Origin of the sequence: Cyanobium gracile UHCC 0139 (assembly GCF_034931325.1) — a bacterium.
In the GTDB taxonomy this organism is placed as follows: domain Bacteria; phylum Cyanobacteriota; class Cyanobacteriia; order PCC-6307; family Cyanobiaceae; genus Cyanobium; species Cyanobium gracile_B.
The window spans coordinates 135,670-161,877 of the sequence record NZ_JAYGHX010000001.1; the positions used below are offsets into that span (position 1 = coordinate 135,670).

General features: G+C 70.3%; 26 protein-coding genes. 14 read left to right on the top strand and 12 right to left on the bottom strand.

All coding sequences use genetic code 11. The annotated features are described in order from the left end of the window. The first annotated feature begins 77 nt into the window (after positions 1 to 77). Complete coding sequence (locus VB738_RS00690; protein ID WP_323303900.1) at positions 78 to 884, top strand: glucose 1-dehydrogenase; 807 nt, start codon at positions 78 to 80, stop codon at positions 882 to 884. An 11-nt stretch (positions 885 to 895) separates the two neighbouring features. On the opposite strand, the gene VB738_RS00695 is transcribed toward VB738_RS00690, so the two are convergent. Continuing rightward, the gene (locus VB738_RS00695) at positions 896 to 2,299 is read right to left on the bottom strand and encodes an NAD(P)/FAD-dependent oxidoreductase (protein WP_323303901.1); all 1,404 of its coding nucleotides are present in this window, start codon (positions 2,297 to 2,299) and stop codon (positions 896 to 898) included. 97 nt (positions 2,300 to 2,396) lie between these two features. Here VB738_RS00695 and VB738_RS00700 point away from each other — a divergent pair, with 97 nt between their 5' ends. The 11 genes from VB738_RS00700 to VB738_RS00750 all read left to right on the top strand — a co-directional run bounded on the left by VB738_RS00700 (position 2,397) and on the right by VB738_RS00750 (position 14,533). Then, entirely contained in the window at positions 2,397 to 2,651 is a 255-nt protein-coding gene (locus tag VB738_RS00700) for a Nif11-like leader peptide family natural product precursor (RefSeq protein WP_323303902.1), read from the top strand. Between the two features lie 118 nt (positions 2,652 to 2,769). Next, entirely contained in the window at positions 2,770 to 3,267 is a 498-nt protein-coding gene (locus VB738_RS00705; RefSeq protein WP_323303903.1) for a DUF2231 domain-containing protein, read from the top strand. Further along, positions 3,267 to 3,890: a DUF2231 domain-containing protein gene (locus tag VB738_RS00710; protein ID WP_323303904.1), complete on the top strand. Its 624-nt coding sequence runs from the start codon at positions 3,267 to 3,269 to the stop codon at positions 3,888 to 3,890. Before VB738_RS00705 ends, VB738_RS00710 begins: the two co-directional genes overlap by 1 nt. Positions 3,891 to 3,903: 13 nt before the next feature. Next, positions 3,904 to 4,842 carry a cytochrome c oxidase subunit II gene (locus tag VB738_RS00715; protein ID WP_323303905.1) on the top strand — a complete coding sequence of 313 codons (939 nt, stop codon included), beginning with the start codon at positions 3,904 to 3,906 and terminating at the stop codon, positions 4,840 to 4,842. A gap of 4 nt (positions 4,843 to 4,846) precedes the next feature. Then, entirely contained in the window at positions 4,847 to 6,517 is a 1,671-nt protein-coding gene (locus tag VB738_RS00720) for a cytochrome c oxidase subunit I (protein ID WP_323303906.1), read from the top strand. Next, positions 6,514 to 7,122 carry a heme-copper oxidase subunit III gene (locus tag VB738_RS00725; RefSeq protein ID WP_323303907.1) on the top strand — a complete coding sequence of 203 codons (609 nt, stop codon included), beginning with the start codon at positions 6,514 to 6,516 and terminating at the stop codon, positions 7,120 to 7,122. The genes VB738_RS00720 and VB738_RS00725 overlap by 4 nt, the downstream gene beginning before the upstream one ends. Before the next feature lie 3 nt (positions 7,123 to 7,125). After that, positions 7,126 to 8,640 (top strand): GMC family oxidoreductase, encoded by a 1,515-nt coding sequence (locus VB738_RS00730; RefSeq protein WP_323303908.1) that lies wholly within the window; start codon positions 7,126 to 7,128, stop codon positions 8,638 to 8,640. A gap of 59 nt (positions 8,641 to 8,699) precedes the next feature. Next, a complete protein-coding gene (locus VB738_RS00735) occupies positions 8,700 to 11,369 on the top strand; it encodes an MGH1-like glycoside hydrolase domain-containing protein (protein ID WP_323304388.1) in 2,670 nt (889 codons plus the stop codon). A 10-nt stretch (positions 11,370 to 11,379) separates the two neighbouring features. Then, positions 11,380 to 13,020 carry a GMC family oxidoreductase gene (locus VB738_RS00740; protein ID WP_323303909.1) on the top strand — a complete coding sequence of 547 codons (1,641 nt, stop codon included), beginning with the start codon at positions 11,380 to 11,382 and terminating at the stop codon, positions 13,018 to 13,020. Between the two features lie 8 nt (positions 13,021 to 13,028). Then, positions 13,029 to 14,321 (top strand): NHLP bacteriocin system secretion protein, encoded by a 1,293-nt coding sequence (locus VB738_RS00745; RefSeq protein WP_323303910.1) that lies wholly within the window; start codon positions 13,029 to 13,031, stop codon positions 14,319 to 14,321. Beyond that, a complete protein-coding gene (locus VB738_RS00750) occupies positions 14,318 to 14,533 on the top strand; it encodes a hypothetical protein (protein ID WP_323303911.1) in 216 nt (71 codons plus the stop codon). The genes VB738_RS00745 and VB738_RS00750 overlap by 4 nt, the downstream gene beginning before the upstream one ends. Here VB738_RS00750 and VB738_RS00755 read toward each other — a convergent pair. From VB738_RS00755 to VB738_RS00780, 6 genes are read right to left on the bottom strand one after another with little or no spacing between them, the layout of a single operon-like run. Further along, on the bottom strand, positions 14,494 to 16,194 hold the full coding sequence (locus tag VB738_RS00755) for a TolC family protein (RefSeq protein ID WP_323303912.1): 1,701 nt from the start codon (positions 16,192 to 16,194) through the stop codon (positions 14,494 to 14,496). The two genes, VB738_RS00750 and VB738_RS00755, sit on opposite strands and share 40 nt — an antisense overlap. After that, complete coding sequence (locus tag VB738_RS00760) at positions 16,191 to 16,433, bottom strand: hypothetical protein (RefSeq protein ID WP_323303913.1); 243 nt, start codon at positions 16,431 to 16,433, stop codon at positions 16,191 to 16,193. The genes VB738_RS00755 and VB738_RS00760 overlap by 4 nt, the downstream gene beginning before the upstream one ends. Before the next feature lie 5 nt (positions 16,434 to 16,438). Further along, the gene (locus tag VB738_RS00765) at positions 16,439 to 16,711 is read right to left on the bottom strand and encodes a hypothetical protein (protein WP_323303914.1); all 273 of its coding nucleotides are present in this window, start codon (positions 16,709 to 16,711) and stop codon (positions 16,439 to 16,441) included. A 42-nt stretch (positions 16,712 to 16,753) separates the two neighbouring features. Continuing rightward, on the bottom strand, positions 16,754 to 17,704 hold the full coding sequence (locus tag VB738_RS00770; RefSeq protein WP_323303915.1) for an RluA family pseudouridine synthase: 951 nt from the start codon (positions 17,702 to 17,704) through the stop codon (positions 16,754 to 16,756). Further along, complete coding sequence (ylqF, locus tag VB738_RS00775) at positions 17,704 to 18,660, bottom strand: ribosome biogenesis GTPase YlqF (RefSeq protein ID WP_323303916.1); 957 nt, start codon at positions 18,658 to 18,660, stop codon at positions 17,704 to 17,706. The genes VB738_RS00770 and ylqF overlap by 1 nt, the downstream gene beginning before the upstream one ends. Further along, on the bottom strand, positions 18,660 to 19,043 hold the full coding sequence (locus VB738_RS00780; protein WP_323303917.1) for a universal stress protein: 384 nt from the start codon (positions 19,041 to 19,043) through the stop codon (positions 18,660 to 18,662). The genes ylqF and VB738_RS00780 overlap by 1 nt, the downstream gene beginning before the upstream one ends. A 140-nt stretch (positions 19,044 to 19,183) precedes the next feature. On the opposite strand from VB738_RS00780, the gene VB738_RS00785 reads away from it, so the two are divergent. Beyond that, positions 19,184 to 20,389 (top strand): phosphoglycerate kinase, encoded by a 1,206-nt coding sequence (locus VB738_RS00785; protein ID WP_323303918.1) that lies wholly within the window; start codon positions 19,184 to 19,186, stop codon positions 20,387 to 20,389. Positions 20,390 to 20,422: 33 nt separating this feature from the next. Here VB738_RS00785 and VB738_RS00790 read toward each other — a convergent pair whose 3' ends face one another. From VB738_RS00790 to VB738_RS00805, 4 genes are all read right to left on the bottom strand, one after another. Continuing rightward, the gene (locus VB738_RS00790) at positions 20,423 to 20,830 is read right to left on the bottom strand and encodes a hypothetical protein (protein ID WP_323303919.1); all 408 of its coding nucleotides are present in this window, start codon (positions 20,828 to 20,830) and stop codon (positions 20,423 to 20,425) included. 98 nt (positions 20,831 to 20,928) lie between these two features. Then, positions 20,929 to 22,332, bottom strand: coding sequence for an ATP-binding protein (locus VB738_RS00795; RefSeq protein WP_323303920.1), 1,404 nt, complete (start codon positions 22,330 to 22,332; stop codon positions 20,929 to 20,931). Continuing rightward, positions 22,310 to 23,035: a response regulator gene (locus VB738_RS00800; RefSeq protein ID WP_323303921.1), complete on the bottom strand. Its 726-nt coding sequence runs from the start codon at positions 23,033 to 23,035 to the stop codon at positions 22,310 to 22,312. Before VB738_RS00800 ends, VB738_RS00795 begins: the two co-directional genes overlap by 23 nt. A gap of 3 nt (positions 23,036 to 23,038) precedes the next feature. Beyond that, positions 23,039 to 23,833 carry a hypothetical protein gene (locus tag VB738_RS00805; protein ID WP_323303922.1) on the bottom strand — a complete coding sequence of 265 codons (795 nt, stop codon included), beginning with the start codon at positions 23,831 to 23,833 and terminating at the stop codon, positions 23,039 to 23,041. 77 nt (positions 23,834 to 23,910) lie between these two features. Here VB738_RS00805 and VB738_RS00810 point away from each other — a divergent pair, with 77 nt between their 5' ends. Next, the gene (locus VB738_RS00810) at positions 23,911 to 24,993 is read left to right on the top strand and encodes a UDP-N-acetylglucosamine--N-acetylmuramyl-(pentapeptide) pyrophosphoryl-undecaprenol N-acetylglucosamine transferase (protein ID WP_323303923.1); all 1,083 of its coding nucleotides are present in this window, start codon (positions 23,911 to 23,913) and stop codon (positions 24,991 to 24,993) included. Here VB738_RS00810 and VB738_RS00815 read toward each other — a convergent pair. Further along, positions 24,977 to 26,125, bottom strand: coding sequence for a threonine-phosphate decarboxylase (locus VB738_RS00815; RefSeq protein ID WP_323303924.1), 1,149 nt, complete (start codon positions 26,123 to 26,125; stop codon positions 24,977 to 24,979). The two genes, VB738_RS00810 and VB738_RS00815, sit on opposite strands and share 17 nt — an antisense overlap. Positions 26,126 to 26,208 lie beyond the last annotated feature (83 nt).

Below are 26,208 nucleotides of genomic sequence, written 5' to 3' on the forward strand. Positions count from 1 at the left end.
TCACTGGGCCCGGTCGGTAACCGTCCCTAGGATGAAGGCGTGGAGATCCTTCCACATTCCTTTCCCGGCCCCACCCGATGACGAGCTCCAACCCCCTGGCCGGCAAGGCCCTGTCCACCCTGCTGCAGGGCAAGGTCGCCATCGTCACCGGTGGCAACAGCGGCATCGGCAAATCGATCGTGGAATATCTGGCCGAACTCGGTGCCAAGGTGGTGATCGATTACCGCTCCCATCCCGAAGCCACCGAAGAACTGGAGCGTGAAATCGGCGCCTATGGCGGCTGCAGCTTCGGGGTTCAGGCCGATGTGGGTAAGCTCGATGACCTGCAGCGCCTGGTGGACGCCACCGTGGAGAAATACGGTCGGCTCGATGTGATGATCAACAACGCCGGCATCGAAACCCGCACCTCGATCCTCACCACCACCCCGGACAACTTCGACAAGGTGCTGGATGTCAACCTGCGGGGCGTCTTCTTCGCCACCCAGTTCGCTGCCAAACAGATGATCGCCCAGGGTGGCGGCGGCCGCATCATCAACATCTCCTCGGTGCACGAGGACTGGCCGATGCCCGACAACACCCCCTACTGCTGCGCCAAGGGCGGCGTGCGCATGCTCACCCGCACCGCAGCCCTGGAGCTGGCGCCCCACGGCATCACCATCGTCAACGTGGGGCCCGGCGCCGTGGCCACCCCCATCAACGACTCCACCATGAACAATCCCGAGCTGCTGGCCAAGCTCAACGCCGCCATCCCGATGGGTCGCATGGCCCAGCCGGAGGAGATCGCCAAGGTGGTGGGCTTCCTCGCCAGCGACGCCGCCAGCTACATCACCGCCACCACGATCTTCGCCGATGGTGGCCTGATGCACAGCAGCCCCGGGCTCTGAGGCGCCCCCTTTCAGGCCGGCGCAGGATCCTCCGCCCGTTCGGCCCGCTCCAGACCCACTTCCACCCCCAGGTGCTGGTCGGGTCGACCGGTGATCAGCAGGCTGGCCCGCTGCTGGGTGGCGATCATCCACAGCCACTTGGTCAGCAGGGTGAGGCGGTTCTCGTTGGCGGGCATGAAGGCGAGGTGGGCCATCCCCCAGAGCAGCCAGCCGAGGGGGCCGGTGAACTTGAAGCCCCGCAGATCGGCGACGGCGCAGAGGGGACCGATCACGGCCATGCTGCCGAGGTCGAACCAGCGGAAGGGGGCCTGGCGCTGCCCCAGCCGCTGGGCCAGCAGGTCCTGGGCGACCCAGCCCCCCATCTGCACCGCCGGTCCGGCCATGCCCGGCAGGGGCTTGCCATCGGCCGTGTGGGAATAGGAGCAGAGATCCCCCACCACCCGGATCTCGGGATGGCCGGCGATCGAGAAGTCCGGCTCGACCACCACCCGCCCGCCGCGGTCAACCGTGCAACCGGTGCGCTCCGCCAGCAACTTGCCGAGATGGGAGGCGCGCACCCCGGCACTCCAGCAGATGGTGGCCGCCTCCAGCACCCGCTCGCCGGGGGTTCCCGGCGCCGGCGCCTTGAAGGCCACGGTGAGTCGCCCCGCCTCGATGCTCTGCACCCGCCCGCCCAACACCAACTCGACCCCACGGGAAACGAGGTAATCACCGGCCGCTTTGGACAGCGACGGATCCATGGCCCGCAGCAGCCGGTCGCCGGGGTCGACGAGCACCACCCGGCAGAGACCGGGGTCCAGCTGGCGGAAGTCGCGCTGTGCCGCGTGGCGCATCAGCTCGTTGATCGATCCGGCCAGTTCGCAGCCGGAGGGGCCACCACCCACCACCACCACCGACTGCAGAAAGCGGCAGCGCTCCGGATCCGGAGTCTGCTCGGCCTCCTCCAGGGCCGTCAGCACCCGCCGCCGGATCTCATCGGCGTGCTCGAGGATCTTCATCGGCGGCGCCAGTTCCCGCCACTCCTCATGGCCGAAGTAAGTGCTGCCGGAGCCGGTGGCCAGGATCAGGCTGTCGTAACGCAGGCGGCGATCGTTGAAGACCACCTCCCGGGAGGCGGCATCGAGATCGACAACCTCACCCAACAGCACCTGCACATTGGCCGCCCTGGCCAGCAGCAACCGCAGCGGCGTTGCCACATCCGCCTCGGACACCAGGCCGGAGGCCACCTGATACAGCAGCGGCTGGAAAAGATTGAAGTTGCGCTTGTCCACCAGGGTCACCCGCACCGGCTGGCCGGCCAGCCGGTGGGCCGCCTTGAGACCGGCGAAACCGCCACCCACGATCACCACATGGGGCCAGCCCTTCATCACAGCTTCGCTCGGCTCCAGCTCGAGGAAGAAGCGTTCCTTCGCCATCGATGCGGTCCGCGGGGTGCCTGAAAGTTAGGGAGGATCTCCTGGACGGCGAGCTCCGGGCTGGCAGGATGCCGACACCCTCACCAGGCCGTCGCCCGTGACGCTCACCGCCCTCCAGGCCTTCGTCAGCAACGTCGCCGCCGATGGGCAGCTGCGCGAGAAGCTTCACGCCGCCAGCGGGCTGGACGACATCGTCGAGCTGGCCAGCCGCCATGGCCATGACTTCAGCAAGAGCACGCTCCTCAAGGCCCATGCCGCCGCCGTGGCCAGCGCCCCGGACCACCGCCTGGAGGCGATCAACAGCTGGGGCGATGCCCTGATGGAGGCCTTCGGAGCCAGCGACCGGGACTGAGGCGTGGACTCAGCCGCCCCATCGGGGTATCCCCACACTTCAGCAACAAAATGCCACAGACCCAGGTCAGCCGCCGGGGTCTGGCCATGGTGAAGGGGCACTCTCCGGCCGGTGCCCGATGCAGCAACTGCTGCCAGCCCTCAACGATCACAACCTGCCCTGGATGGACACCCTCCATCCGATCGTGGTCCACTTCGTCATCGCCATGGCCGTGATCAGCGTGGTCTTCGACCTGATCGGCGTCGTGCTACGGCGGCCGAATCTGTTTGAAGTCAGTTTCTGGAATCTGCTGTTCGCCACGGGGGCCATCTTCGTGGCGATCATCTTCGGCCAGGTGGAGGCGGGGCTGGCCGAACCCTATGGGGCCTCGCGCGCGATCCTCAACCTGCACAGCACCCTGGGCTGGTCCCTGGCCGGCATCCTCTCCGTGCTCACCGGCTGGCGCTACGTGCTGCGCAACCGGGACCCCGAGACGCTGCCGCTGCCCTTCCTGGCCGCCGGTGGGGTGCTGGCCGCGCTGGTGGTGGTGCAGGTCACCCTGGGCAACCAGCTGATCTGGGTGTACGGCCTGCACACGGTGCCGGTGGTGGCCGCCGGCCGGGCCGGTCTGATCTGATGGCCTCCTCCGTGCTCCCTGCCGAGGCCCCGATCCAGCAGCTGGGCGACTGGCTGGGACCCAACGACCTGCCCTACAGCCTGCCGATCCATCCGAATCTGGTCCACTTCACGATCGGCCTGTTCGTGATCGCCATCGCCTTCGACGTCGTCGGCGCCCTCTACCCCATCGAGAAGCGGGTGTTCCGCTTCCTGGCCCTGCCGATCACCCGGGCCGGCTTCCACGACGTGGGCTGGTACAACCTGCTGGCCTGCGCCATCGTCAGCTTCTTCACCGTGGCGGCGGGCTTCTTCGAGATGCTGCTGGCGGTGCCGATTCCCGGCGTCACCAGCAGCATCGGCCTCCAAAGCATGGAGACCATGCTCTGGCACGGCGTCGGCGGGGTGGCGATCCTGCTGGCGATCATCGCCATGACGGTCTGGCGCGGCTACCAGCGCTTTCTCTGGCGCCGGGACATGGGCCGGCAGGTGCAGTGGCTCTACCTGGTGGTGGGCCTGGCCCTGTTCCTGGTGATCGGCCTGCACGGCACCCTCGGCGCTGAACTGGCGGCCGAATTCGGCGTTCACATCACCGCCGACCAGCTCCTGGCCAACGGCGCCGACCTCCGCGACGCCCTTCCTTGAGGGCCCCACTGCCATGACCTCCGCACCACCGCGTCGCCCCGGCCCCATCGCCCTCCTTGCCCTGTCCCTCTGGGTGGGGCTGCTGCTGCTGGTCAGCCTCTGGGTGGCGAGGCAGTCGTTCCGCTGGATGCCGGTCCAGGCCTCCAATGCCGCCCCGCTGGTGGACGGCCTGTTCAGCTTCGAGACCGGCGTCGGCACCTTCGTGTTCCTGGGGGTCATCTCGGTGATGGGCTGGGTGCTGCTGGTGCACCGGGCCGAGAAGTACGACGAGAGCGATGCCGAACCGATCGAGGGCAACACCCGCCTCGAGGTGATCTGGACCGCCATCCCCCTGGTGCTGGTGATGGCCATCGCCTGGTATGCCATCCAGATCAACACCGAACTGGGGGTGCTCGGGCCGATGGAGCACATCCATCTGCGCAGTCCCCAGGAGCAGCAGGGGGGCTACGCCGGCGACCGGCTTCCGGCGGAGCAGGTGGAGGTGATCGCCCGGCAATGGTCCTGGGAGTTCCGCTACCCCGCCGAACACGTCTCCAGCACCGAGCTGCACCTGGAGCTGGATCGGCCGGTCACCTTCCGGCTGGTCTCCGAGGACGTGCTGCACGGCTTCTTCATCCCGGCCTTCCGGCTCAAGCAGGACGTGATCCCGGGCCGGGCGATCGACTTCAGCCTCACCCCCACCCGGGTCGGGCGGTACCGCCTGCGGGATTCCCAGTTCAGCGGCACCTGGTTCGCGGCCAACCAGGCCGATGTGGTGGTGGAGACGGCCGACGACCACGCCGCCTGGCTGAAGCAGGCGGCCGCGGCCCCCCTGCAGAGCGGCCTCAGCGTCGCCGCCGACGAGTACGCCGACCGTCAGACCAATCCCCACGGCGGCTGGCCCACGGTGGTGCCGGCCCCCCCGCCCCAGGTGAACGCTCCCGGTTCCAGCTCCCTTCCCCACGACGCCTGAGGCCATGACCAGCACCGCCCTCTCCCCCGAACCGCCCGCCTCCTGGCGGCGTTACTTCAGCTTCAGCACCGATGCCAAGGTGATCGGCATCCAGTACATCGTGGTGGCCTTCTTCTTCTTCCTGGTCGGTGGCCTGCTGGCCATGATCATGCGGGGCGAGCTGATCACACCGGAGGCCGATCTGGTGGATCGCACCGTGTACAACGGCCTCTACACGATGCACGGAACGATCATGTTGTTCCTGTTCATCTTTCCGGTGCTCAATGGGCTCAACAACCTGCTGATTCCCACCATGATCGGCGCCCCCGACATGGCCTTCCCGCGGCTCAACACCGCCGCCTTCTGGCTGGTGCCGGTGTTCGGCATCCTGCTGATCGCCAGCTTCTTCGTGCCCAGTGGCCCGGCCACCTCCGGCTGGTGGTCCTATCCACCGGTGAGTCTCCAGAACCCCCTCGGCCATCTGATCAACGGCGAGTTCCTGTGGGTGCTGGCCGTGGCCCTCTCCGGCGTCTCCTCGATCATGGGGGCGGTGAACTTCGTCACCACGATCCTGCGGATGCGGGCGCCGGGCATGGGCTTCTTCCGCATGCCCGTGTTCTGCTGGACGGCCCTCGCCGCCCAGACCCTGCAGCTGATCGGCCTGCCCGCCCTCACCGGCGGCGCCGTGATGCTGCTGCTGGATCTGAGCGTCGGTACCTCGTTCTACAGGCCGGAAGGGGGCGGCGATCCGGTGCTCTACCAGCACTTCTTCTGGTTCTATTCGCACCCGGCGGTGTATGTGATCATCCTGCCGGTGTTCGGCATCTTCTCGGAGCTGTTCCCCGTCTATTCGCGCAAGCCGCTGTTCGGCTACGTCTACGTGTGCCTGGCGTCGTTCATCATCGTCGGGCTGGGCCTGATCGTCTGGGTGCACCACATGTTCCCCAGTGGCGTGACCCAGTGGATGCGCAACCTGTTCATGGTCACCACGATGCTGATCGCCGTGCCCACCGGCGTGAAGGTGTTCGCCTGGCTGGGAACGATGTGGCGGGGCAAGATCCGGCTCACCACCCCGATGCTGTTCTGCATGGGCGGCCTGTTCAACTTCGTCTTCGCCGGCATCACCGGGATCATGCTGGCCACCGTGCCCATCGACATTCACGTCAGCAACACCTACTTCGTGGTGGGGCATTTCCATTACGTGATCTACGGCGCCGCCGTGATGGGCGTGTTCGCCGCCATCTACCACTGGTTCCCCAAGTTCACCGGCCGCATGCCCTACGAGGGCCTCGGCAAGCTGCACTTTCTGCTCACCTTCGTGGGCGCCAACCTCAACTTCCTGCCCATGCATCCCCTCGGCCTGATGGGCATGCCCCGGCGGGTCTCCTCCTACGACCCGGAGTTCGCCTTCTGGAACGTGCTGGCCAGCCTGGGGGCCTTCCTGCTGGGGGTGTCGATCATCCCTTTCCTGCTCAACATGATCAGCTCCTGGGCCCGCGGTCCCAGGGCGCCGCACAACCCCTGGAACGCCATCGGCCTGGAGTGGCTGCTGCCGTCCCCTCCGGCGGAGGACAATTTCGGCGAGCATGTGCCCACCGTGATCAGCCGCCCCTACGGCTACGGCAGCGGCGAACCGCTGGTGGAGCACCAGGCCGAGATCGAGCGCGCCCTCACCCTGCAGGAGGCCAACCGATGAGCAGCACCCCCGCCACGCCCGGCGACACGGCCGCGACCCACGCCCACGGCACAGGTCAGCACGCCAACCACAACCTCACCGGCTTCATCATCTTCCTGTGCTCCGAGAGCGTCATCTTCCTGGCGTTCTTCAGCGGCTACGCGCTCCTGCGCCTCTCCGCCATCGACTGGCTGCCCGCCGGCGTGGACGGCCTCGAATGGCGCCTGCCACTGATCAACACGGTGGTGCTGGTCTCCAGCTCCTTCACGATGGTGGTGGCCGAGCATTTCAAGGGCAAGGGGAAGATCTGGCTGTTCCGGGGCTTCTGGCTGCTGACCATGGCCATGGGGACCTATTTCCTCTACGGCCAGGCCGTGGAGTGGCGCGGCCTCAGCTTCGGCTTCACCTCCGGCACCTTCGGCGGCACCTTCTATCTGCTCACCGGCTTCCATGGCCTGCACGTGCTCACCGGCATCCTGCTGATGGGCCTGATGCTGGCCAAATCGTTTGTTCCCGGTAATTACGACGGCGGTGAAGAAGGCGTCATCGCCACGTCCCTGTTCTGGCACTTCGTGGATGTGATCTGGATCATCCTGTTCGTGCTGCTCTACGTCTGGAGAGCCTGATCCATGATCATCGACGACACCCACTACGACGTGATCCTGATCGGCAGCGGCGCCGGAGGCGGCACCCTGGCCGCCAGCCTCGCCGATGGGGGCCACCGGGTGCTGCTGCTGGAGCGGGGCGGCGTGATGCCCCAGGCCGATCAGAACGTCGCCGAAGTGGGGCTGTTCCGCAAGCCGCGCTACCACCCCGACGAGAAGTGGTTCGGCACCGACGGTGATCCCTTCTCCCCCCAGATGGTGCATGCCATCGGCGGCAACACCAAGATCTGGGGGGGCGTGCTGGAACGCATGCGGGAAGCGGAGTTCACCGGCGTGGCGCTCCAGGAGGGTCCGTCCCCGGACTGGGAACTGCGCTACGACGACCTGGCCCCCTGGTACGAGCGGGCGGAATCGCTCTATCGCGTGCATGGCGTGGCCGGGGCCGACCCCACCGCCCCGGCGATGCAGGGCGCCTATCCCGCCGCGCCGCGGCCGGTGGAGCCGTTCCTGGTGGAACTGCGGGCCGCCCTGGAGCGCCAGGGGCTCCATCCCTACGACCTGCCCCTGAGCTGGTCCGATTCGGCGGTTGATCCCAGCGGGGATGCCGAGCTGTTCGGCGTGGATCCGGCGCGGGCCAGCGGAGGGATCACGGTCAAGGAGCACGCCCGGGTGATGCAGCTGCACGTCAACCCGTCGGGCCAGGAGGTGCGCGGCGTCGAGGTGGACATCGACCACCAGCGCTGGCTGTTCCGCGGCCACCATGTCGTGCTGGCCGCCGGAGCCATCGGCACGCCGGAGATCCTTCTGCGGTCCGCCACCGACCACCACGCCCGTGGCCTGGCCAACGGCTCCGACCAGGTGGGCCGCAACCTGATGAAGCCCCAGCTCACCTCGATCCTGCAGCTGGCGGCCGCCCCCAATTCGGGCCGCTACAGCCGCGGCCATGGCATCACCGACTTCTACTGGGGCGACAAAAATGTCGACTTCCCGCTCGGCTCGATCCAGAGCGGCGGCGGGGTGCTGCAGGACGCCCTGTTCGCCGAGTCACCGCCGGTGCTCTCCCTGGTGACCCGCCTGATGCCGGACTTCGGTCTCGAGCAGCTGGCCGCCCGCTCGATCACCTGGTGGGCGATGAGCGCCGTGCGGCCCGATCCCCACAACCGGGTCGTCCTGCGGGGCCAGCACCTCCAGATCCACTACACGGCCAACAACCGGGAGGCCCACGACCGCCTCGTCTACCGCTGGATCGACTGCCTCAAGGCCGTCGAGGCCGACCCCCAGACCCTGGTCGCCAAAGCCGCCCCCACCCACCCCCGCGGCGAGGCGCCCCTGCCGGTGATCGGCGGCGCCTGCGGCACCTGCCGCATGGGCTCGGATCCGGCCACCTCGGTGGTGAACCTCGACGGCCGCAGCCACGAGGTGGCCAACCTCTGGATCGTCGATGCCAGCGTTCTGCCCTCCTGTCCATCGGTGGGGGTGGGGCTGACGGTGATCGCCAATGCCCTGCGCATCGGCGCCGCCCTGAAGGCGTCCCTGTGATCGCCGCCGTCCCCAGTCGCGCCGCTATCGACGCCATCACCCCGTCGGAGACCCGGCGCATGGCCGAGCGCGACCACGGCCTCGCCCCCTGGAGCCTCTGGGGCAGCTACCTGAGCGAGCGCCAGTGGGGCACCGTGCGCGAGGACTACTCGGCCGACGGGGACGCCTGGCGCTCCTTCCCCCACGACCACGCCCGCTCCCGCGTCTACCGCTGGGGCGAGGACGGCCTGCTGGGCCTCTGCGACGACCAGTGCCGCCTGTGCTTCTCCCTGGCCCTCTGGAACGGCGTGGACCCGATCCTCAAGGAACGGCCCTTCGGGCTCGGCAATCCCGAAGGCAACCACGGCGAGGACCTCAAGGACTACTTCTTCCATCTCGCCAACACCCCCACCCACAGCTTCATGCGGGGGCTGTACAAGTACCCGCAGCGGGCCTTCCCCTACGAACAGCTGCGGGTGGAGAACGGCCGGCGCGGCCGCGACCAGCCCGAATACGAACTGATCGACACCGGCATCTTCGACGACAGCCGCTACTTCGATGTCCTCATCGAGTACGCCAAGGCCGGCCCGGAGGACCTGCTGATCCGCCTCCGGGCCACCAACCGCGGCCCCGATCCTGCCCCCCTCACCCTGCTGCCCAGCCTTTGGCTGCGCAACACCTGGCGCTGGGGCTATCCCGATGAGGTCGAGCACCGGATCCGCCCGCTCGCCGGCGCCGGTGATGGCTCTGCGGGTGACGCCGGCGGACCATCGATCGTCACCGATGCTCTCCCCCATCTGGGGGTGTATCAGCTCGACTGCCGGGAGCCCGGCGCCTGGATCTTCACCGACAACGAAACCAACAGCGAGCGGCTCTGGGGCCAGCCCAACGCCACACCCTTCCAGAAGGACGGCTTCCATCGCCATGTGGTCGACGGCGAGGTGACTGCCGTGAATCCTGACCTGGTGGGCAGCAAGGCGGGGCGCGTGCTGCAGCGCACCCTGGCCGCCGGTGAGGAGTGGCTGGTGGAGCTGCGCCTGCATCGGATCGACGGCCCTGCGCCCGCTCCGGCCGAGCTCGGGGAGACGTTCGGGGCGATCTTCGCCGAGCGCGAGCGGGAGTGGCTGGAGTACTTCGACCATCGGGTGCCGGGCCTGTCCGAGGACGACCGCCGCATCCACCTGGCCGGCACCGCCGGGCTGCTGTGGTGCAAGAAGTACTACGGCTGGAGCGTGATGCGCTGGCTTGAGGGCGACCCCACCGGCGCGCCGCCGCCGCCGGAACGCCGCCGCGGCCCGAACGCCTACTGGCAACGGCTCCACGCCCACGACGTGATTTCGATGCCGGACTGCTGGGAGTACCCCTACTTCTGCCAGTGGGATCTGATGTTCCACGCCGTGGCCTTCGCCGTCTTCGATCCGGCAACGGCCAAGGAGCAGTGCATGCTGCTGCGCAAACCCGAGTACACCGCGCCCAACGCCCAGACCCCGGCCTACGAGTGGGCCCTGTCCGATCCCAATCCCCCGATCGGCGCCTGGGCCGCGATGCGCATCTATCAGATCGATCGCAAGAACAGCGACGCCGCCGATCTGGCCTTCCTGCGGGCGGCCCTGCGCAAGCTGATCCTGGAGTACGGCTGGTGGGCGAACCGCAATGACCGCTCCGGCGACAATGTGTTCGAGGGGGGATTCCTGGGGCTCGACAACATCGCCGTGTTCGATCGGCGCTTCCCCCTGGCCGACGGCAGCATCATCGAGCAGTGCGACGGCACGGCCTGGATGGCCTCGCTCAGCCTCAACCTGCTGCAGATCGCCGTGGAGCTGAGTCGCGAGGAGCCGGAGTACGCCGACATCTGCGAGCGGTTCGTGGTGGATTTCGTGCAGCTGGCGATCGCCCTCAACAATCCCGCCGGCCGCAATTACCTCAACTGGGACGAGGAGGACGGCTTCTACTACGACGTCATCAAGCGGCCCGACGGCAGCGTCGACTACCTGCGCACACGCTCCATCTCGGGTCTGGTGCCCCTGCTGGCGGTGCAGAGCTTCGACATCGACACCGTGGCGCGGTTGCCGATGCTCGATGTCACCAACGCCCTGGCCTGGTTCACCCATGAGCGCACCACTCCCTCCTGGGTGGTGGAAAACCTGGGAATCTGGAACAACGATCGGGTGCTGTTCACGCTGGTGCCCAGGGAGCGGCTGCAGCGCATCTGCGAGCGGCTCTTCGATGAGGAGGAGTTCCTCTCCCCCCATGGCATCCGTTCCCTCTCCAAGGTGTACGAACAGCACCCCTACACCTACACCGAAGGCAGCGAGAGCCAGACGCTCGCCTACAGCCCGGCCGACAGTCCGGTGGCGATGTTCGGAGGCAACTCCAACTGGCGCGGGCCCGTGTGGATGCCGATGAACTTCCTGCTGATCGAATCGCTGCAGAAGTTCGCCCATTTCTACGACGACAGCTTCAAGGTGGAGTTCCCCACCCGTTCGGGCCACTGGATCACCCTCTGGCAGGCCTCCCTGGAACTGGAGAAGCGGCTGGTGGGTCTGTTCCGCCGCGACGGCCGGGGCCGTCGCCCCTTCCTGGGAGATGTGGAGCTGTTCCAGACCGATCCCCACTGGCGCGATCTGATCCTGTTCAACGAATACTTTCATGGCGACAATGGCAGCGGAGTGGGTGCCTCCCACCAGACCGGATGGAGCGCCATGGTCTGCAAGATGCTCAACCAGCTCCACCGCTATCCCGAAGGCTGATCCCCCCGCCATGAGCACCCCGTCCTCCAGCGCACCGGTCGCCGGTCCCAGCCCATTCACCTCACCCCTGCCGCAGGCGGAGCAACTGCAGGTGGGCCACGGGGCCCACTTCGATGTTGTGATCATCGGCAGCGGCGCCGGCGGCGGCACCCTGGCCCGCCACCTTGCCCCCACGGGCCTGAAGGTGCTGGTGCTGGAGCGGGGCGACTGGCTGCCCCAGGAACCCCAGAACTGGGACGCCGAAGCGGTGTTCCAGCAGAACCGCTACGTGTCGAAGGATCCATGGCTGGACAAACACGGCAAGACGTTTCAGCCGGGCAGTCATTACTTCGTCGGAGGCGCCACCAAGATGTACGGCGCTGCCCATTTCCGCCTGCGCCAGCAGGATTTCGAGCAGCTGGCCCACTTCGATGGCACCTCGCCGGCCTGGCCCCTGCACTACGCCGACTTCGAGCCCTGGTATCAGAAGGCCGAGGAGATGTACCACGTGCACGGCCAGCGCGGTGAGGATCCCACCGAGCCGCCCTGCAGCGGCCCCTACCCCCATCCGCCGGTGGCCCATGAGCCGCGGATGCAGCAACTCGTCGACGACCTGCGGGCCGCCGGGCTCCATCCCTTCCACGCCCCCAGCGGCGTCCAGCTCGATGAGGCCCACATGGCCTTCAGCCGTTGCCGCAAGTGCAACTGCTGTGATGGCTTCCCCTGCCTGGTGCACGCCAAGTCGGACGCGGAGGTGCTGGGCATCCGGCCGGCCCTTTCGCAGCCGAACGTGTCCCTGCTCACGCGGGCCCAGGTGAAGCGCCTGATCACCGATGAATCCGGCCGCACGGTGAAGGCGGTGGAACTGGAACGGGACGGCGAACCCCTGACCGTCAGCGGTGATGTGGTGGTGGTGAGCTGCGGCGCTGCCAACAGCGCCCGGCTGCTGCTGCTCTCGGCCAACGACCGCCATCCCCGGGGCCTGGCCAACGGTTCCGACCAGGTGGGCCGCCACTACATGTTCCACAACAGCAAGGCGATGGTGGCCCTGGCCCATGAGCCGAACCGCACCATCTTCCAGAAAACGGTGTCCATCAACGACTGGTATCTCGGGGATGCCGACTTCGACTACCCGATGGGCAACATCCAGATGACGGGCAAGACCAACGGCACGATCATGAAGGGCTACGCGCCCCTGGAAACCTTCATGATGCCCGGCTGGAGCATGGACAAGATCGCCGAACATGCCCTCGACTTCTGGATCTCCAGCGAGGATCTCCCCGATCCGAACAACCGGGTGACCGTCACCGGCAGCGGCCAGATCCAGCTCAGCTACACCCCCAACAACCTCACCGCCTCGGCCCGTCTGGTCAGCCGGCTGGAGGGGCTGCTGGATCGCCTCTATCTGCGCAATCACCTGGTGGAGCGCCAGTTCTACATCGCCAACAGCATGGGCATCGCCGCCGTGGGCCACCAGGCCGGCACCTGCCGCTTCGGCAGTGATCCGGCCACCTCGGTGCTCGACCTCAACTGCAAGGCCCACGAGGTCGACAACCTCTACGTCGTCGACACCAGCTTCATGCCGACGATCGGTGCCGTGAACCCCTCCCTCACCGCCATCGCCAACGCCCTGCGGGTGGGCACCCACCTGGTGGAACGGCTGCGGGGCTGAGGGTGGCCATGGGCACGCCGGAGGAAACGTCGGAGCGGCAGGTGCTGGTGGCCCTGGGCACCGCCTGGGCCCTGACGGCCGGGTGGTTCCTGTTCTGGCCGGTGCCCACCGAGGTGGTCGGCCGGGGGGTCGTGATCGTGCCCGGCGGTGCCACGGTGATCGATTCCCGGGCCGAGGGCCAGATCCTCAGCCTGCCGGTGCGGGAGGGCCAGCGGGTGAGCCGGGGCCAGACCCTGATCCGCCTCTACCTGCCCACCCTGGAGCAGCAGCTGCGGCGCCAGAAGAAGGACCTGGCCGAGCTGGTCCGCATCAACGCCGATCTCGACCGGCGCGACCGGGACCGGCTGGCCTCGGCCCGGCGGCTGAGGGACACTGCCCTGGCCAAGCTGGAGGGCAACCGGGAGCGCCTGGACGCGCTGCGTCGCGTCTACGACCAGAAGGTGGCCGATTTCCGCCATCTGGCCCGCCGGGAGGTGGTGGCCCCCCTGGCCGCGGAAGTGGTGGCCAGCGAGGACCGGGCCATCCAGCTCGACAACAGCGTCGCCGAACTGGGCATCCGGCAGCGGGAGGCCATCGACGCCTGGGAGAAGGTCCGTCTCGCCATCGACACCGAAGCCCAGCGGCGGCGCTTCGCCATCCAGGACGCCCGCCGCGCCGTCCGGGTCACCCAGACCCGCCTGGCCTACGACGGCACCCTCACCGCCACCCGGGACGGGCGGCTGCTCGATCTGCAGGTGGTGCGGGGCCAGACGGTGAAGCCCGGGCAGCGCCTCGGCACCCTGGGCAGCCCCCGGGCGGACCGCAGCGACGCCGACGGCGGCCAGGCCCTGCAGGCGGTGGCCTACTTCGCCCCGGCCGATGCCCGCCGCCTGCGACCCGGCCTGGCCATGGAGGTGGTGCCGGACTGGAACGAGCGGGGCCGTTTCGGCGGCATCCGCGGTCGTGTGCGCCGCATCAACCTGCTGCCCGCCACCCGCGAGGACGTCGACACCACCCTGGGCAACCCCCAGCTGGCGGAGGCCCTGGTGCGCAACGGGCCGGTGATGCGCACCGAGATCGCCCTGTTGCCGGCGGCCGGCGGCTCCGGCCTCGACGGCTATCGCTGGACCCTCAGCCGCGGCAGCAGCGTCTTTCCGATCCGCGAGGGGCTGACGCTCAAGGCCCACGGCTACGTCGAATGGCGGCCGCCGGTGAGCTACCTGCTGCCGCTGCTGCGCGACCTCACCGGCAGCTATCGGACCCTGCGCCAGCAGGAGCGCCAGGACCAGCCTCCCCTGCGGCAGCGGGACGCCCTGCCATGACCCGCGAACGGCCCTGGCTGGTGCTGGAGGCGGCCCTGTTGGTGGTGCTGCTGCACGCCAATGCCCCGGAGGTGTGGTTCTGGTTCGCCGCGCTGGTGGTGCTGCTGCTGTGGCGCTCGTTCGCCTGGCGCCAGCGCCGCTGGCAGCGGCTGCAGGAACGGGTGGACGACGCTCAGGAGCCGCCCAGCACCAGCGGCAGCGCCACCGGCTGATCGGGCCGGTCCGGCACCGGCAGCAGTTCACGCAGCAGCTGGGCATAGCTGACATTGGCCAGGGTGGTGGATTCGGCCACCCCCTCCATCGCCCCGGTGAGGGTGGCGACCGTGTCGGCCACATCGCTGTAGTCGGCCAGCCCCAGCTGGTAGCGGGCGCGGACGTCACGGAAGGCCTCGCGGGAGGCGCTGTAGGAGGCGCGGGCCGCCACGATCTGGCGCAGGGCGGCCCGATGGTCGTGGAAGGCGGCCTCGAGGCGCTGGCGGATGGCATTGCGCTCCCGGGCCAGCTGCTGGTCGGTGCGGGCGGCGGCGCTGCGGCTGGCGGCCACGGCACCGGCGGTGACGCCGCCATCGAAGAAGCGCCAGTGCAGCTGCAGGCCCGCCGCCCAGTCGGAACGCTGGTTGAGCAGCTGGGGGATGAGGGCCGCGCTGCAGCAGCCCTCCAGCCGGATCACGGGCTGGGTGATCAGCCCCTGGCCGTAGCCGCCGGTGGCCACCAGCCGCAGGCTGGGCAGCAGCTCGGCGGCGCGGCGGTCGGCCTGGCGCAGCAGGGCATCGCGGGCGGCCTGCAGGGCCCGCAGCTGGGGATTGTCCCGCCAGCCGCGCACGATCGTCTGCTCCAGGTCGAGGGGCCAGGGGGGCTGGAGCCGCACCGCATCGCTGGCCCGCAGGCTGACGTCGAAGGGCACGTTGATCAGGTTGCTGAGCTGGCGCTGGCGACTCAGCTGCAGGGCCTCCGCCTGCTCGAAGCGGTAGCGGCTCTGCTGCAGGGCGGCCTCGGCGCGGAGCCGGTCGAGCCGCGGCACCAGGCCCACCTGCTGGAGCGCCGCCACCTGGTCGCGCACCACCGTGTCGCTCTCGACGACGGCCCGGCGGATCCGCAGCAGCTGGTCGGCGAGCTGCAGGCCGTAGTAGGCGATGCTCACATCCAGCTGCAGCTGGCGCAGCCGATCGGCGTAGCGCTGGCGGGAGGCCTTGAGGCTGTCATCGGCCTCGGCGATGGCGGCGGCGCGGTAGGGGCTCAGCAGCTCCCAGGCTAGCTCCACCCGGGCGGCGGCCGCACCGACGTTGGACTGCACCACATTCCAGCCCTGGTTGCGGACCAGAAACGGGGAGCCCGCCGGATAGAGGCCGGCGTTGTCGGTCCAGACCTGGTTGTAGGAACGCTGCTGGCTGAAGCCGCCGGCCAGGTTCAGACCCAGCTCCGGCCAGCGGCGCCCCCGGGCCGAACCGGCCAGGTCCTGCTGCTCGCGCACGCCGAGCACGGCGGCGGCCAGATCGGGATCGTTGCGCACGGCCACCGCCAGGGCCTCGGCCAGGCTGAGCCGCTGGCGCCGCTCGATCCGCACCGCCTCGGCCTCCTGGGGCAGGGCCGTCGCCGCCGGCGCCGGCAGTGAAGGATCGGGCCTGCCGGGTTCGGCACCCTGCAGCTCCCCGGCTCCATCGGCCTCGGGAGCGGCGGGCAGCAGGCTGCGGTCGAGCCGTTCCAGGTCGTCCTGGAACCCCTGGAGGCTGCGCAGCAGCGCCGCGGAGGGGGGCGGCAGGCGCCGGGGCCGGGGGGCGGCAATCAGCTCCTGCCCCCAGGCCCGGGCCATCGGCGCCACCAGCGCCAGGCCCAGGGCCGGGGCCAGCCAGCGTCGGGGCTGGCGCCGGATCACGGCTGCCGAGCCCCTGGAGGAGCCTCCGGCGGGGCGGCCGTGCTGCGGACCTGCATCAGATCGTGGAGACCCAGGCTGGTGCGGGCCAGGCAACCGATCGAGAAGCAGATCGCCGCACTGCCGAACAGCCCCAGCTGGGCCTCTCGGGTCTCCCCTTCGATGCGTGTCATCGCCAGCAGCACCACCCCGGCGGCCAGCCAGGGCAGGGTGACGACGAGGCCGAGCTGGGAGCGGGTCATCGCCATCAGCGCAGGCCCAGCTCCCGGCGCAGCTGCTGCTCCAGGTGGCGCACGGCACCGACCCGCGCCATGGCCCAGGAGAGCTTGCAGACGCAGCCGATCGAGAAGCAGATCGCAGCGTTACCGAACAGCCCCCAGGCGTGGCTGTGCAGGTTGAAATCCTCCGCCAGCAGGAGCCGCAGCGCCAGGATCACCAGCAGGCCGGCCACCACCCAGGGGCCATACACCCAGCCGACGAAGAACTGGTCGACGAACAGCCGTCGCGGCGGCGGGGCCATGACACCGGGATCCAGGGTTTCAAGTCTGCCGCAGCAACGCCCTCAGGACGACCGCCGCCGCAGGGCCAGCAGCAGCGTCTCGAACACCTCCGGCAGGGGGGCCTCGCACACCAGCCGCTCGCCGCTGATCGGGTGATCGAGGGCCAGCCGCACTGCGTGCAGGGCCTGGCCGCTCAGCGCCACCGGCAGCCGGCGGCAGCGGCCGTAGGTGGCATCCCCCACGATCGGGTGGCCCGTGTGGGCGCAGTGGACCCGGATCTGGTGGGTGCGGCCCGTGTCGAGCTTGAAGCGCAGCAGGGCGTAGTCGCCGAGGGTTTCGATCAGGCGCCAGTGGGTGCAGGCATGGCGCCCGGTGGCGTCCGTCACCACGGCGTACTTCTTGCGATCGACCGGATGGCGGCCGATGGCCCCCACGATCGTGCCGCTGTCGGCTGCAGGTCGGCCGTGCACCACCGCCAGGTACTCCCGCGAGGCGATGCGCTTCTGGATCTGCACCTGCAGTTTCACCAGGGCCTCCTGGCTCTTGGCGACCACGATGCAGCCGGTGGTGTCCTTGTCGAGGCGGTGGACGATGCCCGGCCGCATCTCGCCGCCGATGCCGGGCAGGTCGGGGCAGTGGTGCAGCAGCCCGTTCACCAGGGTGCCGTCCTTGTTGCCGGGGGCCGGATGGACGGTGAGCCCGGCGGGCTTGTTGATCACGATCAGATGCTCATCCTCGAACAGCACATCCAGCGCCATCGGCTGGGGGACCAGGTAGGGCAAGGGCTCCGGCGGCGGCATCCACAGCTCGACCGTGTCGTCGGTGCGCAGGGGCGTCTTGGCCCGGCCCGTGACGCCGTTGACCCGCACGTAGCCCGCATCGATGAATTTCTGGATGCGGGCCCGGCTCTGCTCGGGCCGCTGGGACACCAGCCAGCGGTCGAGCCGCATCGGCAGCGGCTTCGGGTATTGGAGCGTCAGCAGCTCCCCTTCGCCTTCGCCGAACGCGCCCATCAGCTGGAGGGCGGCTCCTGGGCAGGCCGCTCGGGGGGCGGCAGTTCCAGGGCGATCGGCCCCAGCAGGGAGCGGCGGAAATCATCGAGCAGCCGCTGGGCCATGCGAGGGGTGTCGCCACTGGTGTGGCGGGCCGCCGCCGTCGCGAGCCAGGCTTCGGCATCGGGGATCGGTCGCTCGGGATCCGCTCCGGGCAACGGCGGCACCGTCACCCCGTAGCGCCGCTCCAGCAGTCCGGGCGCCACCCCGGCCGCCGCCACCGGCTCCAGCTGCGCCAGCAGGCGCAGGAAAGCCTGGGCCACCGCCTCGCCGTCATAGGAGGCCTGGCCGATGTCGTCGCAGAGGGCGAGCCGCAGCCCGGCCAGCTGGTCATCGAGGCGGGGGGGCAGCACGCCGGGGGCGTCGAGCAGGTCGAGGTCCTGACCCAGCCGCACCCAGCGCAGGCTGCGGGTGACCCCGGCGCGGCGGGCGCTCTCCACCACCTTCTGGCGCACCAGCCGGTTGATCAACGCCGACTTGCCCACATTGGGGAAGCCGAGCATCAGGGCCCGCACGGGGCGCGGCTTCATGCCCCGGCCAGCCCGGCGGGCGTTGAGGGTCTCACCGGCCCGGATCGCCGCCTGCTGCAATTGCTTGACGCCGGTGCCGACCTTGGCGTCACACCACCAGGGCACCTCGCCCCGCTGGCGGAACCAGCCATCCCAGGCCAGGCGGGCGGCGGGACTGACCATGTCACGGCGGTTGATCACCAGCAGATGCTGCTTGCCCCGGATCCAGCGCTGCAGCCGAGGGTGCCCGGTGGCCAGGGGGATGCGGGCATCGCGTACCTCGATCACCAGGTCCACCTTCTTCAGGTTGGCGCTGAGGGCCTTCTCCGCCTTGGCGATGTGGCCCGGGTACCACTGGATCGGTGGGGCGGCGGTACTCAGGCGGACCGTGTCGCCGACGTCCGGCATCAGGGCACCACCAGCACCGGACAGGGCGCCAGCTGCAGCACCCGGGCGGCGGTGCTCTGGTGATCGCCTTCGAGGGTGATGCCGCGGGTGCCCATGACGATCACATCGGCATTGATCTCATCGGCCACATCGCCGATGACGAAGGCCGGCTTTCCCTCCCGCTCCAGCACCTCGCAGGCCACACCGGCGCCGGTGAAGCTGGCGCGGGCCTGCTCCAGCAGGCGGGCCACATCGGCGGGATCGTGCATCACCCCCTCCTCCGCCTCCACCACCGACAGCAGCACGACGCGGCTGCCATGGCGCTGGGCGAGCTGCAGGGCGACGGCCGCCGTTTCCATCGTCTGGCGGCTCTGGTCGATGGGGAACAGGACGGTGTCGAACATGGCGGAAGGCCCGGCCCTCTTGTCCTAGCGCCGACCGTTGCGGCCGCCAGGGAGTGGGGGTGGGAAGAACCGAATCGCGGCGGCGGCGGAGCGGGAGGCGCCGGAGGCTAATCTCCCCCCGCCTTTCCTTATCCGTAATCATGGCGAAGCGATCCCTCTCCAGCCTCAGCGCCGACGATCTCCGCGGCAAGCGGGTGCTGGTTCGGGTCGACTTCAACGTGCCCCTGGACGATGCCGGGGCGATCACGGACGACACCCGCATCCGGGCCGCCCTGCCCACCGTCCGCCACCTGATCGACCACGGCGCCCGGGTGCTGCTGGCCGCCCACTTCGGCCGGCCCAAGGGCCAGGTGAACGAGGCCATGCGCCTCACCCCGGTGGCGGCCCGCCTCAGCGAACTGCTGGGCAAGCCCGTGACCAAGACCGACAGCTGCATCGGCCCCGATGCCGAGGCCAAGGTGGCCGCCATGGCCGACGGCGATGTGGTGCTGCTGGAGAACGTGCGCTTCTTCGCCGAGGAGGAGAAGAACGACGCCGGCTTCGCCGAGAAGCTGGCGGCCCTGGCCGACGTCTATGTGAACGACGCCTTCGGCGCCGCCCACCGGGCCCACGCCTCCACCGAGGGCGTGACGAAGTATCTGAGCCCCAGCGTGGCCGGTTTCCTGATGGAGAAGGAACTCCAGTACCTGCAGGGCGCCATCGATGAGCCCAAGCGTCCCCTGGCCGCCATCGTGGGCGGCTCCAAGGTGAGCAGCAAGATCGGCGTGCTCGAGTCGCTGATCGACAAGTGCGACAAGGTGCTGATCGGCGGCGGCATGATCTTCACCTTCTACAAGGCGCGCGGCCTGGCGGTGGGCAAGAGCCTGGTGGAGGAGGACAAGTTGGAGCTGGCCAAGGAGCTGGAAGCTAAGGCGGCCGCCAAGGGTGTCCAGCTGCTGCTGCCCACCGACGTGGTGCTGGCCGACAACTTCGCCCCCGACGCCAACAGCCAGACCACCCCGATCGACGCCATCCCCGATGGCTGGATGGGCCTCGACATCGGTCCCGATTCGGTCAAGGCCTTCCAGGACGCCCTGGCCGACTGCCAGACCGTGATCTGGAACGGCCCCATGGGCGTGTTCGAGTTCGACGCCTTCGCCGCCGGCACCAACGCCATCGCCCACACCCTGGCCGACCTGAGCGCCAAGGGCTGCTGCACGATCATCGGCGGCGGTGACTCCGTGGCCGCGGTGGAGAAGGTGGGCGTGGCCGAGAAGATGAGTCACATCTCCACCGGTGGCGGCGCCAGCCTGGAGCTGCTCGAGGGCAAGGTGCTCCCCGGCGTAGCCGCCCTCGACGAGGCCTGAGGCCCCGTCTTCAGCGCCGGGCCGACCCCGGCCTCAGATGCTGCCGGGGCCTGGACGGCGCCCCTCCCCCCAGCCCCCTTTGCGCTCTCCCTTGCCCCACTGGGGCAGGGGGATGCCGTTACGTTCGAACAGGGCCTTCATGGCGGCCCGATGCTGCTCCCGCTGGCGCTGGCTGGCACTGCGTTGCTCCTTCATGCAGGTGCGCAGGGCCTCGCTGCTGCCGGCGGCCGACAGGCAGCGCTCACCCCGCTGAAGGATGGCGATGCGGGCCTGCTGGTCGGTGAGGGCCAGTCGCTTCCGCTCGGGGAAGATCTTCTGCATCTGGGCCGGCGTCGGGCGGACGGCCGGGGTGGGGCCGCTCTGGGCCATGGCGACACCGGTGGAGCCCAGGACCATCGCCAGCACGGCGACGCGGAGGGGCTGAAGGAGGGGGGAGGGCATGGAAGGACTTTTCATGAACAAACCCATGGTGACCGGCAGGTGTGACGGCGATCAGACTGGCCACCGGCCAGTTGTGACCGGATGCGACTGAAGCCTCCTCACCCACCGGCAAGGGGCCAGGCCCGCAGCACCACGGCGAAACGTCCCGGCGGCGGCTCGGCGGCCGCGGCGGCCTCCAGCCGGCGCAGGTCACCGCCGTGGTCACGGGCCACCTTGGCGGCGATGGCCAGGCCGAGGCCGCAGTGCCCTTCGCCGCCGCGGGCCCGGTCGAGCCGCTGGAACGGGGTCATCGCCTTGTGCCACAGCTGGGGGTCGATGCCCTCGCCGCAATCCCAGACCTGGATCTCGAAGCCGCTCTCCACCGCGGCGGCCTCCCCCGGGGGGCGCCCCTCCCCTTCCCCCAGCCCCAGGGGCCGCAGCACCAACCGCAGAGGCGGCCGGCCGTAGGTGAGGGCGTTGTCAAGCAGGTTGCCCACCGCCCGCGCCACGGCGATCGGGCGAACCCGCCGAACCAGCGGTTCCAGATCCAGCTCCAGGGGCACCTCCCCCACCGCCGCCGCCGCCTCCGCCACCAGGGCATCAAGGGGCACGAGCACCGGGGTCTCGTCGGCTTCGGCGCCGGCGAAGATCATGAACTGGCGCGTGATCCGCTCAATCGAGCGGATGTCAGCCTGGGCCCGCTCCAGCTCCTCCGGCGCCATCGGCCCGTCGGCGGCGAGGGTGAGGCGCAGGCGCAGCCGGGTAAGGGGGCTGCGCAGATCGTGGGCGATGCCGGCCAGCATTGTGGTGCGCTCCCGGCCGGCGTCTTCCAACCGCAGCAGCATGGCGTTGAAGCGAGCCATCAGCTGGCGCACCGCCGGGGCCCCCTGGTCCGGCAGGGCCTTGGGCAGGGCCTCGAGACCCACGTCGGCCAGGGCCTCCTGCAGGTGGGTGAGGGGCCGCTGGATCTCCAGGGTGAGGTAGAGCAGCAGCGCCCCGAGGGCCCCCAGGCCGATGGACAGGGTCAGCAGCAGGGGATCGGGCGGCCAACCGCGGGGGGAGGGCAGGGAGACGAACAGCCACACCCGCTCCAGGGGGGAGGCCATCTCCACCCACACCCCCCGCCGCGGCGAGGAGGCCGGCAGCACCCCCGGGCAGCGCCCCAGGCGGCGGCAGAGTTCCGCCTGCATCCGTTGGGTCTGCCAGAGCAACCGCCGGTCTCCCTGGCCGGCCTCGGCCACCGTCACCCCCGGCTCCGGGAGCTGGCCCACCACCAGCTCCATGCCGCTGATCTGGCCGAGCACCTCGGGGCTGAAGCGCTCAAGGGCCACCTCCCCCAGCACCACGTTCGCCGCCACCTCCGAGCCGGTCTGGACCAGTTGCTGCTGGGCCAGACGGCGACCCAGCAGCAACTGCAGCAGCAACAGGCAGAAGGCGGTGGCACCGGTGCCCGCCAGCAGATACCCCAGGGTGCGCCGGAACGACGGCCGACGGCCCCGTTCAGGACTGACGGGGCTTGCCATCGGGAACGAACACGTAGCCGTAGCCCCAGACGGTCTGGACGTAGCGGGGCCGGGCCGGTTCCGGTTCGATCAGCCGTCGCAGCCGTGACACCTGCACGTCCATGCTGCGGCTGTCGGTGTCGCTGCCCGGTCCCCGGGCCAGTTCGATCAGGCGCTCCCGCGACAGGGGCCGATGGGGGTGCTGGACGAAGGCCGCCAGCAGGGCAAATTCGCCGCCGGTGATGGTGAGGGCCTCCCCGTAGCGCTCCAGGGTGCGGGCCGCCAGGTCCACCTCCAGGTCGCCGAAGGCGATCCGGGCCCCGTCAGGCTGGGGCAAACCACCGGGCAGGGTGCCGCGGCGACGCAGGACGGCCTCGATGCGGGCGGTCAGCTCTCGGGGCAGGAAGGGTTTGGCCAGGTAGTCGTCGGCCCCCTGCTCCAGGCCGATGATGCGATCCACCGCATCGGCCCGGGCCGTCAGCATCAGCACCGGCAGGTCGTCGGCCCCGTCCCGCAGCCGCCGCAGCAGGGTGAGGCCGTCGTCGCCGGGGAGCATCAGGTCGAGCACCAGCAGGTCGGGACGCTGGCCCTCAAGCCGGGCCATCAGCTGGGCGCCATCCCCCATGCAGCGGACCTCGTAGCCCTGCTCAGCGAGGTAGGTGGACAGGAGCTGGCGCAGCTCCGGATCGTCATCCACCACCCAGATCCGATGCGGTCGGCCCATGGCTCAGGGCTCGAGCGATTTGCGGTCGGCGACGACCCGCACCCGTTTGGTGGCGCTCACGATGCCATCGGGATGGACCAGCAGCACCGCCCACGTCTGGGAGCCGGGGGACAGGGGGGCCTGGACGATCTTGAACAGGCCGCCACCGCCGAGGGCGCCCAGTTCCAGGCTGGGGCTGGCCATCGCCGCCTGCTGCTGGGGGGTGATGGCCGCGATGCCGCCCGCGGCGAGGGCCCCGTCGAGTGGTTCGTCGAAGATCACATCGACGTCGTAGCGCTGGCCGGTCAGCACGGCATCGGGGATCAGCAGGCTCACGGGCAGGGGCTTCTCCCCACTGCGCAGCAGGGACTTCTCCCGCAGCACCGTCTGGCCGTTGATGCGGGTGCCATCACTCTGCAGGGCAAGCAGCTGCTCCGCCTCCAGCCGGTAGGTGGTGCCGCCCTGGCGCCGGGTGCCCTCCACCCGCAGGGTGACCGTCGGCTGGCCGTCCCGCAGCTGGGTGCCGGAGCTCAGCTGCCAGCGGGCATCGGGGAACTGCTGGCGCAGCAGGCGGCGACGGTTCTCCAGCTGGGCCGGATCCAGGCCGGGGCCGGCCTGCAGCAGACCCGCCAGGGCCGTGTCGGAGCTGCTGTTCAGGGCGCTCTCGAGGGCCTGCAGCTGGGCCGCCGACGGGGGGGCCGCCAGGGCGGGGGCCAGGCCGGCCCCCGCCGCCACCGCCAGAGCCGCCAGGCAGGAACCGAGCCGTTGCGGCGTCCGGACCGGAGACAGGGGGGCGGGCAGTGGGCAGGACGGAGCCATGGAGAGGGAGGGATCCGGGGCGGCGGTGGGCGGACCGGAGTCGGCTTTTAAGTTAGGCGCGCTCGTCCCACCCGCCCATGCCGACCCTGCTGATCGCCGCCAGCGGCACGGGTGGCCACCTGTTCCCGGCCCTGGCGGTGGCCGAAGCCCTGCCGGACGACTGGCAGGTGCACTGGCTGGGGGTGCCGGACCGGCTGGAGACCGAGCTGGTGCCCAGCCGCTACCCCCTGCACACGGTGCGGGCCGGCGGGCTGCAGGGAAGAGGACTGCGGAAGCTCTGGAACCTGCTCCAACTGCTGCTGGCCGTGCTGCCGGTGCGGCGCCTGATCCGGCGTGAGGGCGTGAGCGCGGTGTTCAGCAGCGGCGGGTACATCGCCGCGCCGGCGATCCTCGCCGCCCGCTGGTGCGGGGTGCCGGTGGTGCTGCACGAGAGCAACGCCATCCCGGGCCGCGTGACCCGGCTGCTGGGGCCCCTGTGCACGCGGGTGGCGGTGGGCCTGCCCCAGGCGGTCGAACGGCTGCCCCGCTGCCGTCCCCTTGTCTGCGGCACACCGGTGCGGCGGGCGTTCCTCATCCCCGCAGCCCTGCCGGCGTGGGCGCCCCGGGGCGCCGGCCCCCTGCTGCTGGTGATGGGGGGCAGCCAGGGGGCCCTGCGCCTCAACCGCATGGTGCGGCCCCTGCTGCGGCGGCTGGCGGCCAACGGCTGCCGCGTCGTGCACCTCACCGGCAGCCAGGATCCGGACGCCGGCCAGCTGCGCCTCGACGGGGTGGTCGAGCAGGCCTTCAGCGATGAGCTGCCGGGCCTGCTGCAGCACTGCGACCTGGCCATCAGCCGCGCCGGCGCCGGCAGCCTCAGCGAACTGGCGGTCTGCGGCACCCCGGCGATCCTTGTGCCCTTTCCGGCGGCCGCCGACCGCCATCAGGACGCCAACGCCGCCGCCGCCGCCGCCGTGGGCGCCGCGGTGATCGTCTGGCAGCACGACCCCGGCGAGCCCGCCCTGGAGCGGGCCGTCTGGCGGCTGCTCGGTCCCCGCCTGCGGAGCAGCGCCGCCGCCGCCGACCCCCTGGTGGCGATGGGCGACGGCATGGGCACCCTGGCCGTGCGGGACGCCGACCGCCGGTTGGTGCAGCTGCTGGAGCAGCTCATCGGCCGCGGCTGATCTGCGCCAGGGCCGCCAGCAGGCGCCGGTTGCCAGCCCTGTCCTGGACCGCGATCCGCAGCCAGTCGTCGCCGAGACCCTCGAAGGAGCGGCAGTCGCGCACCAGGATCCGGTGCCGGCGCTCCAGCGCCAACCGCAGCGGCTGGAGCGAGGTGGCCGCTGGGCGACTGCGCACCAGCAGGTAATTGGCGGCCGAGGGCAGGGGCTCCAGTCCAGGCACCGCCGCCAGACGGGCGGCCAGCCAGGCCCCCTCCCCGGCCACCCAGCCCTGCACCCGCCCCTGCCAACGCCGCAGGCCAGCCTGATCGGCCAGCAGGAACCGGCCCGCCGCCGCCGCCAGCCCGTTGACGGGCCAGGGGTCGCGCCAGCTGGCCCAGCGGGCCAGTCGCCCGGGCGCGCCCAGGGCATAGCCGAGCCGCAGCCCGGCGATCGAAAACAGCTTGGTGAGGCTGCGGATCACCACCAGCTGGGGGTGGGCCGCCAGCAGCGGCACCAGCGACTGCTCCTCGCCATCGGGCACCAGCGGCAGGAACGCCTCGTCCACGATCACCAGGGCGAACCGCTCCAGCAGGGGCTCCAGCGATCGCCGACTCCAGAGCTGACCGGTGGGGTTGTGGGGATTGGTGAGCCACAGCACGGCCGGACCGGACCCGGCGACGGCGGCGGCCGCCGCGGCCAGGGGCCAGGGGCCCGGTCCAGCCTCGGACCAGTCGAGCGGCAGCGGCAGGGGACGCCAGGCACCGCCCCAGCAACCCAGGGCCCGGCGGTAGTCGGCGAAGCCCGGGGCCGGCAGCAGGCTCAGGCCGCCGGCCGCCGCGTCCCGGGCCGCCCAGGTGAACAGCTCGGCGGCCCCGTTGCCGGGCAGGACCCGGGCGGGATCCAGGCCATGCCAGGCGGCGATGGCGTCGCCCAGGGCGGTGTAGCCCCGGTCGGGATAGTCGCGCAGATCGCTGCCAAGGGCCCGGATCAGAAGGCGCCGCAGCCGGGGCGGCGGCCCGAAGGGCACCAGGGAGGCGCTGGCATCGAGCAGCTGCTCCGGGCGGCAGCCGAGCCGTCGGGCAGCCGCCTGCAGGTTGCCGCCATGGAGATCCGGCGGTTCAGGCGTCCCCTTCGCCGGGTGGAGGGCTGGCACCGGCTCCAGCGAACATTAAGGCGGTTGTAACACGGAAACGTGGCCGGGCTGCTGCAATGGGTGGACCACCGGTGCGCTGCCCT

Coding starts and splice junctions, on each gene's coding strand:
- VB738_RS00690 (WP_323303900.1), top strand. CDS start 78: ATGACGAGCTCCAACCCCCTGGCCGGCAAGGCCCTGTCCACCCTGCTG.
- VB738_RS00695 (WP_323303901.1), bottom strand. CDS start 2,299: ATGGCGAAGGAACGCTTCTTCCTCGAGCTGGAGCCGAGCGAAGCTGTG.
- VB738_RS00705 (WP_323303903.1), top strand. CDS start 2,770: ATGCAGCAACTGCTGCCAGCCCTCAACGATCACAACCTGCCCTGGATG.
- VB738_RS00710 (WP_323303904.1), top strand. CDS start 3,267: ATGGCCTCCTCCGTGCTCCCTGCCGAGGCCCCGATCCAGCAGCTGGGC.
- VB738_RS00715 (WP_323303905.1), top strand. CDS start 3,904: ATGACCTCCGCACCACCGCGTCGCCCCGGCCCCATCGCCCTCCTTGCC.
- VB738_RS00720 (WP_323303906.1), top strand. CDS start 4,847: ATGACCAGCACCGCCCTCTCCCCCGAACCGCCCGCCTCCTGGCGGCGT.
- VB738_RS00725 (WP_323303907.1), top strand. CDS start 6,514: ATGAGCAGCACCCCCGCCACGCCCGGCGACACGGCCGCGACCCACGCC.
- VB738_RS00730 (WP_323303908.1), top strand. CDS start 7,126: ATGATCATCGACGACACCCACTACGACGTGATCCTGATCGGCAGCGGC.
- VB738_RS00735 (WP_323304388.1), top strand. CDS start 8,700: ATGGCCGAGCGCGACCACGGCCTCGCCCCCTGGAGCCTCTGGGGCAGC.
- VB738_RS00740 (WP_323303909.1), top strand. CDS start 11,380: ATGAGCACCCCGTCCTCCAGCGCACCGGTCGCCGGTCCCAGCCCATTC.
- VB738_RS00745 (WP_323303910.1), top strand. CDS start 13,029: ATGGGCACGCCGGAGGAAACGTCGGAGCGGCAGGTGCTGGTGGCCCTG.
- VB738_RS00750 (WP_323303911.1), top strand. CDS start 14,318: ATGACCCGCGAACGGCCCTGGCTGGTGCTGGAGGCGGCCCTGTTGGTG.
- VB738_RS00760 (WP_323303913.1), bottom strand. CDS start 16,433: ATGACCCGCTCCCAGCTCGGCCTCGTCGTCACCCTGCCCTGGCTGGCC.
- VB738_RS00765 (WP_323303914.1), bottom strand. CDS start 16,711: ATGGCCCCGCCGCCGCGACGGCTGTTCGTCGACCAGTTCTTCGTCGGC.
- VB738_RS00770 (WP_323303915.1), bottom strand. CDS start 17,704: ATGGGCGCGTTCGGCGAAGGCGAAGGGGAGCTGCTGACGCTCCAATAC.
- ylqF (WP_323303916.1), bottom strand. CDS start 18,660: ATGCCGGACGTCGGCGACACGGTCCGCCTGAGTACCGCCGCCCCACCG.
- VB738_RS00780 (WP_323303917.1), bottom strand. CDS start 19,043: ATGTTCGACACCGTCCTGTTCCCCATCGACCAGAGCCGCCAGACGATG.
- VB738_RS00785 (WP_323303918.1), top strand. CDS start 19,184: ATGGCGAAGCGATCCCTCTCCAGCCTCAGCGCCGACGATCTCCGCGGC.
- VB738_RS00790 (WP_323303919.1), bottom strand. CDS start 20,830: ATGCCCTCCCCCCTCCTTCAGCCCCTCCGCGTCGCCGTGCTGGCGATG.
- VB738_RS00795 (WP_323303920.1), bottom strand. CDS start 22,332: ATGGCAAGCCCCGTCAGTCCTGAACGGGGCCGTCGGCCGTCGTTCCGG.
- VB738_RS00800 (WP_323303921.1), bottom strand. CDS start 23,035: ATGGGCCGACCGCATCGGATCTGGGTGGTGGATGACGATCCGGAGCTG.
- VB738_RS00805 (WP_323303922.1), bottom strand. CDS start 23,833: ATGGCTCCGTCCTGCCCACTGCCCGCCCCCCTGTCTCCGGTCCGGACG.
- VB738_RS00810 (WP_323303923.1), top strand. CDS start 23,911: ATGCCGACCCTGCTGATCGCCGCCAGCGGCACGGGTGGCCACCTGTTC.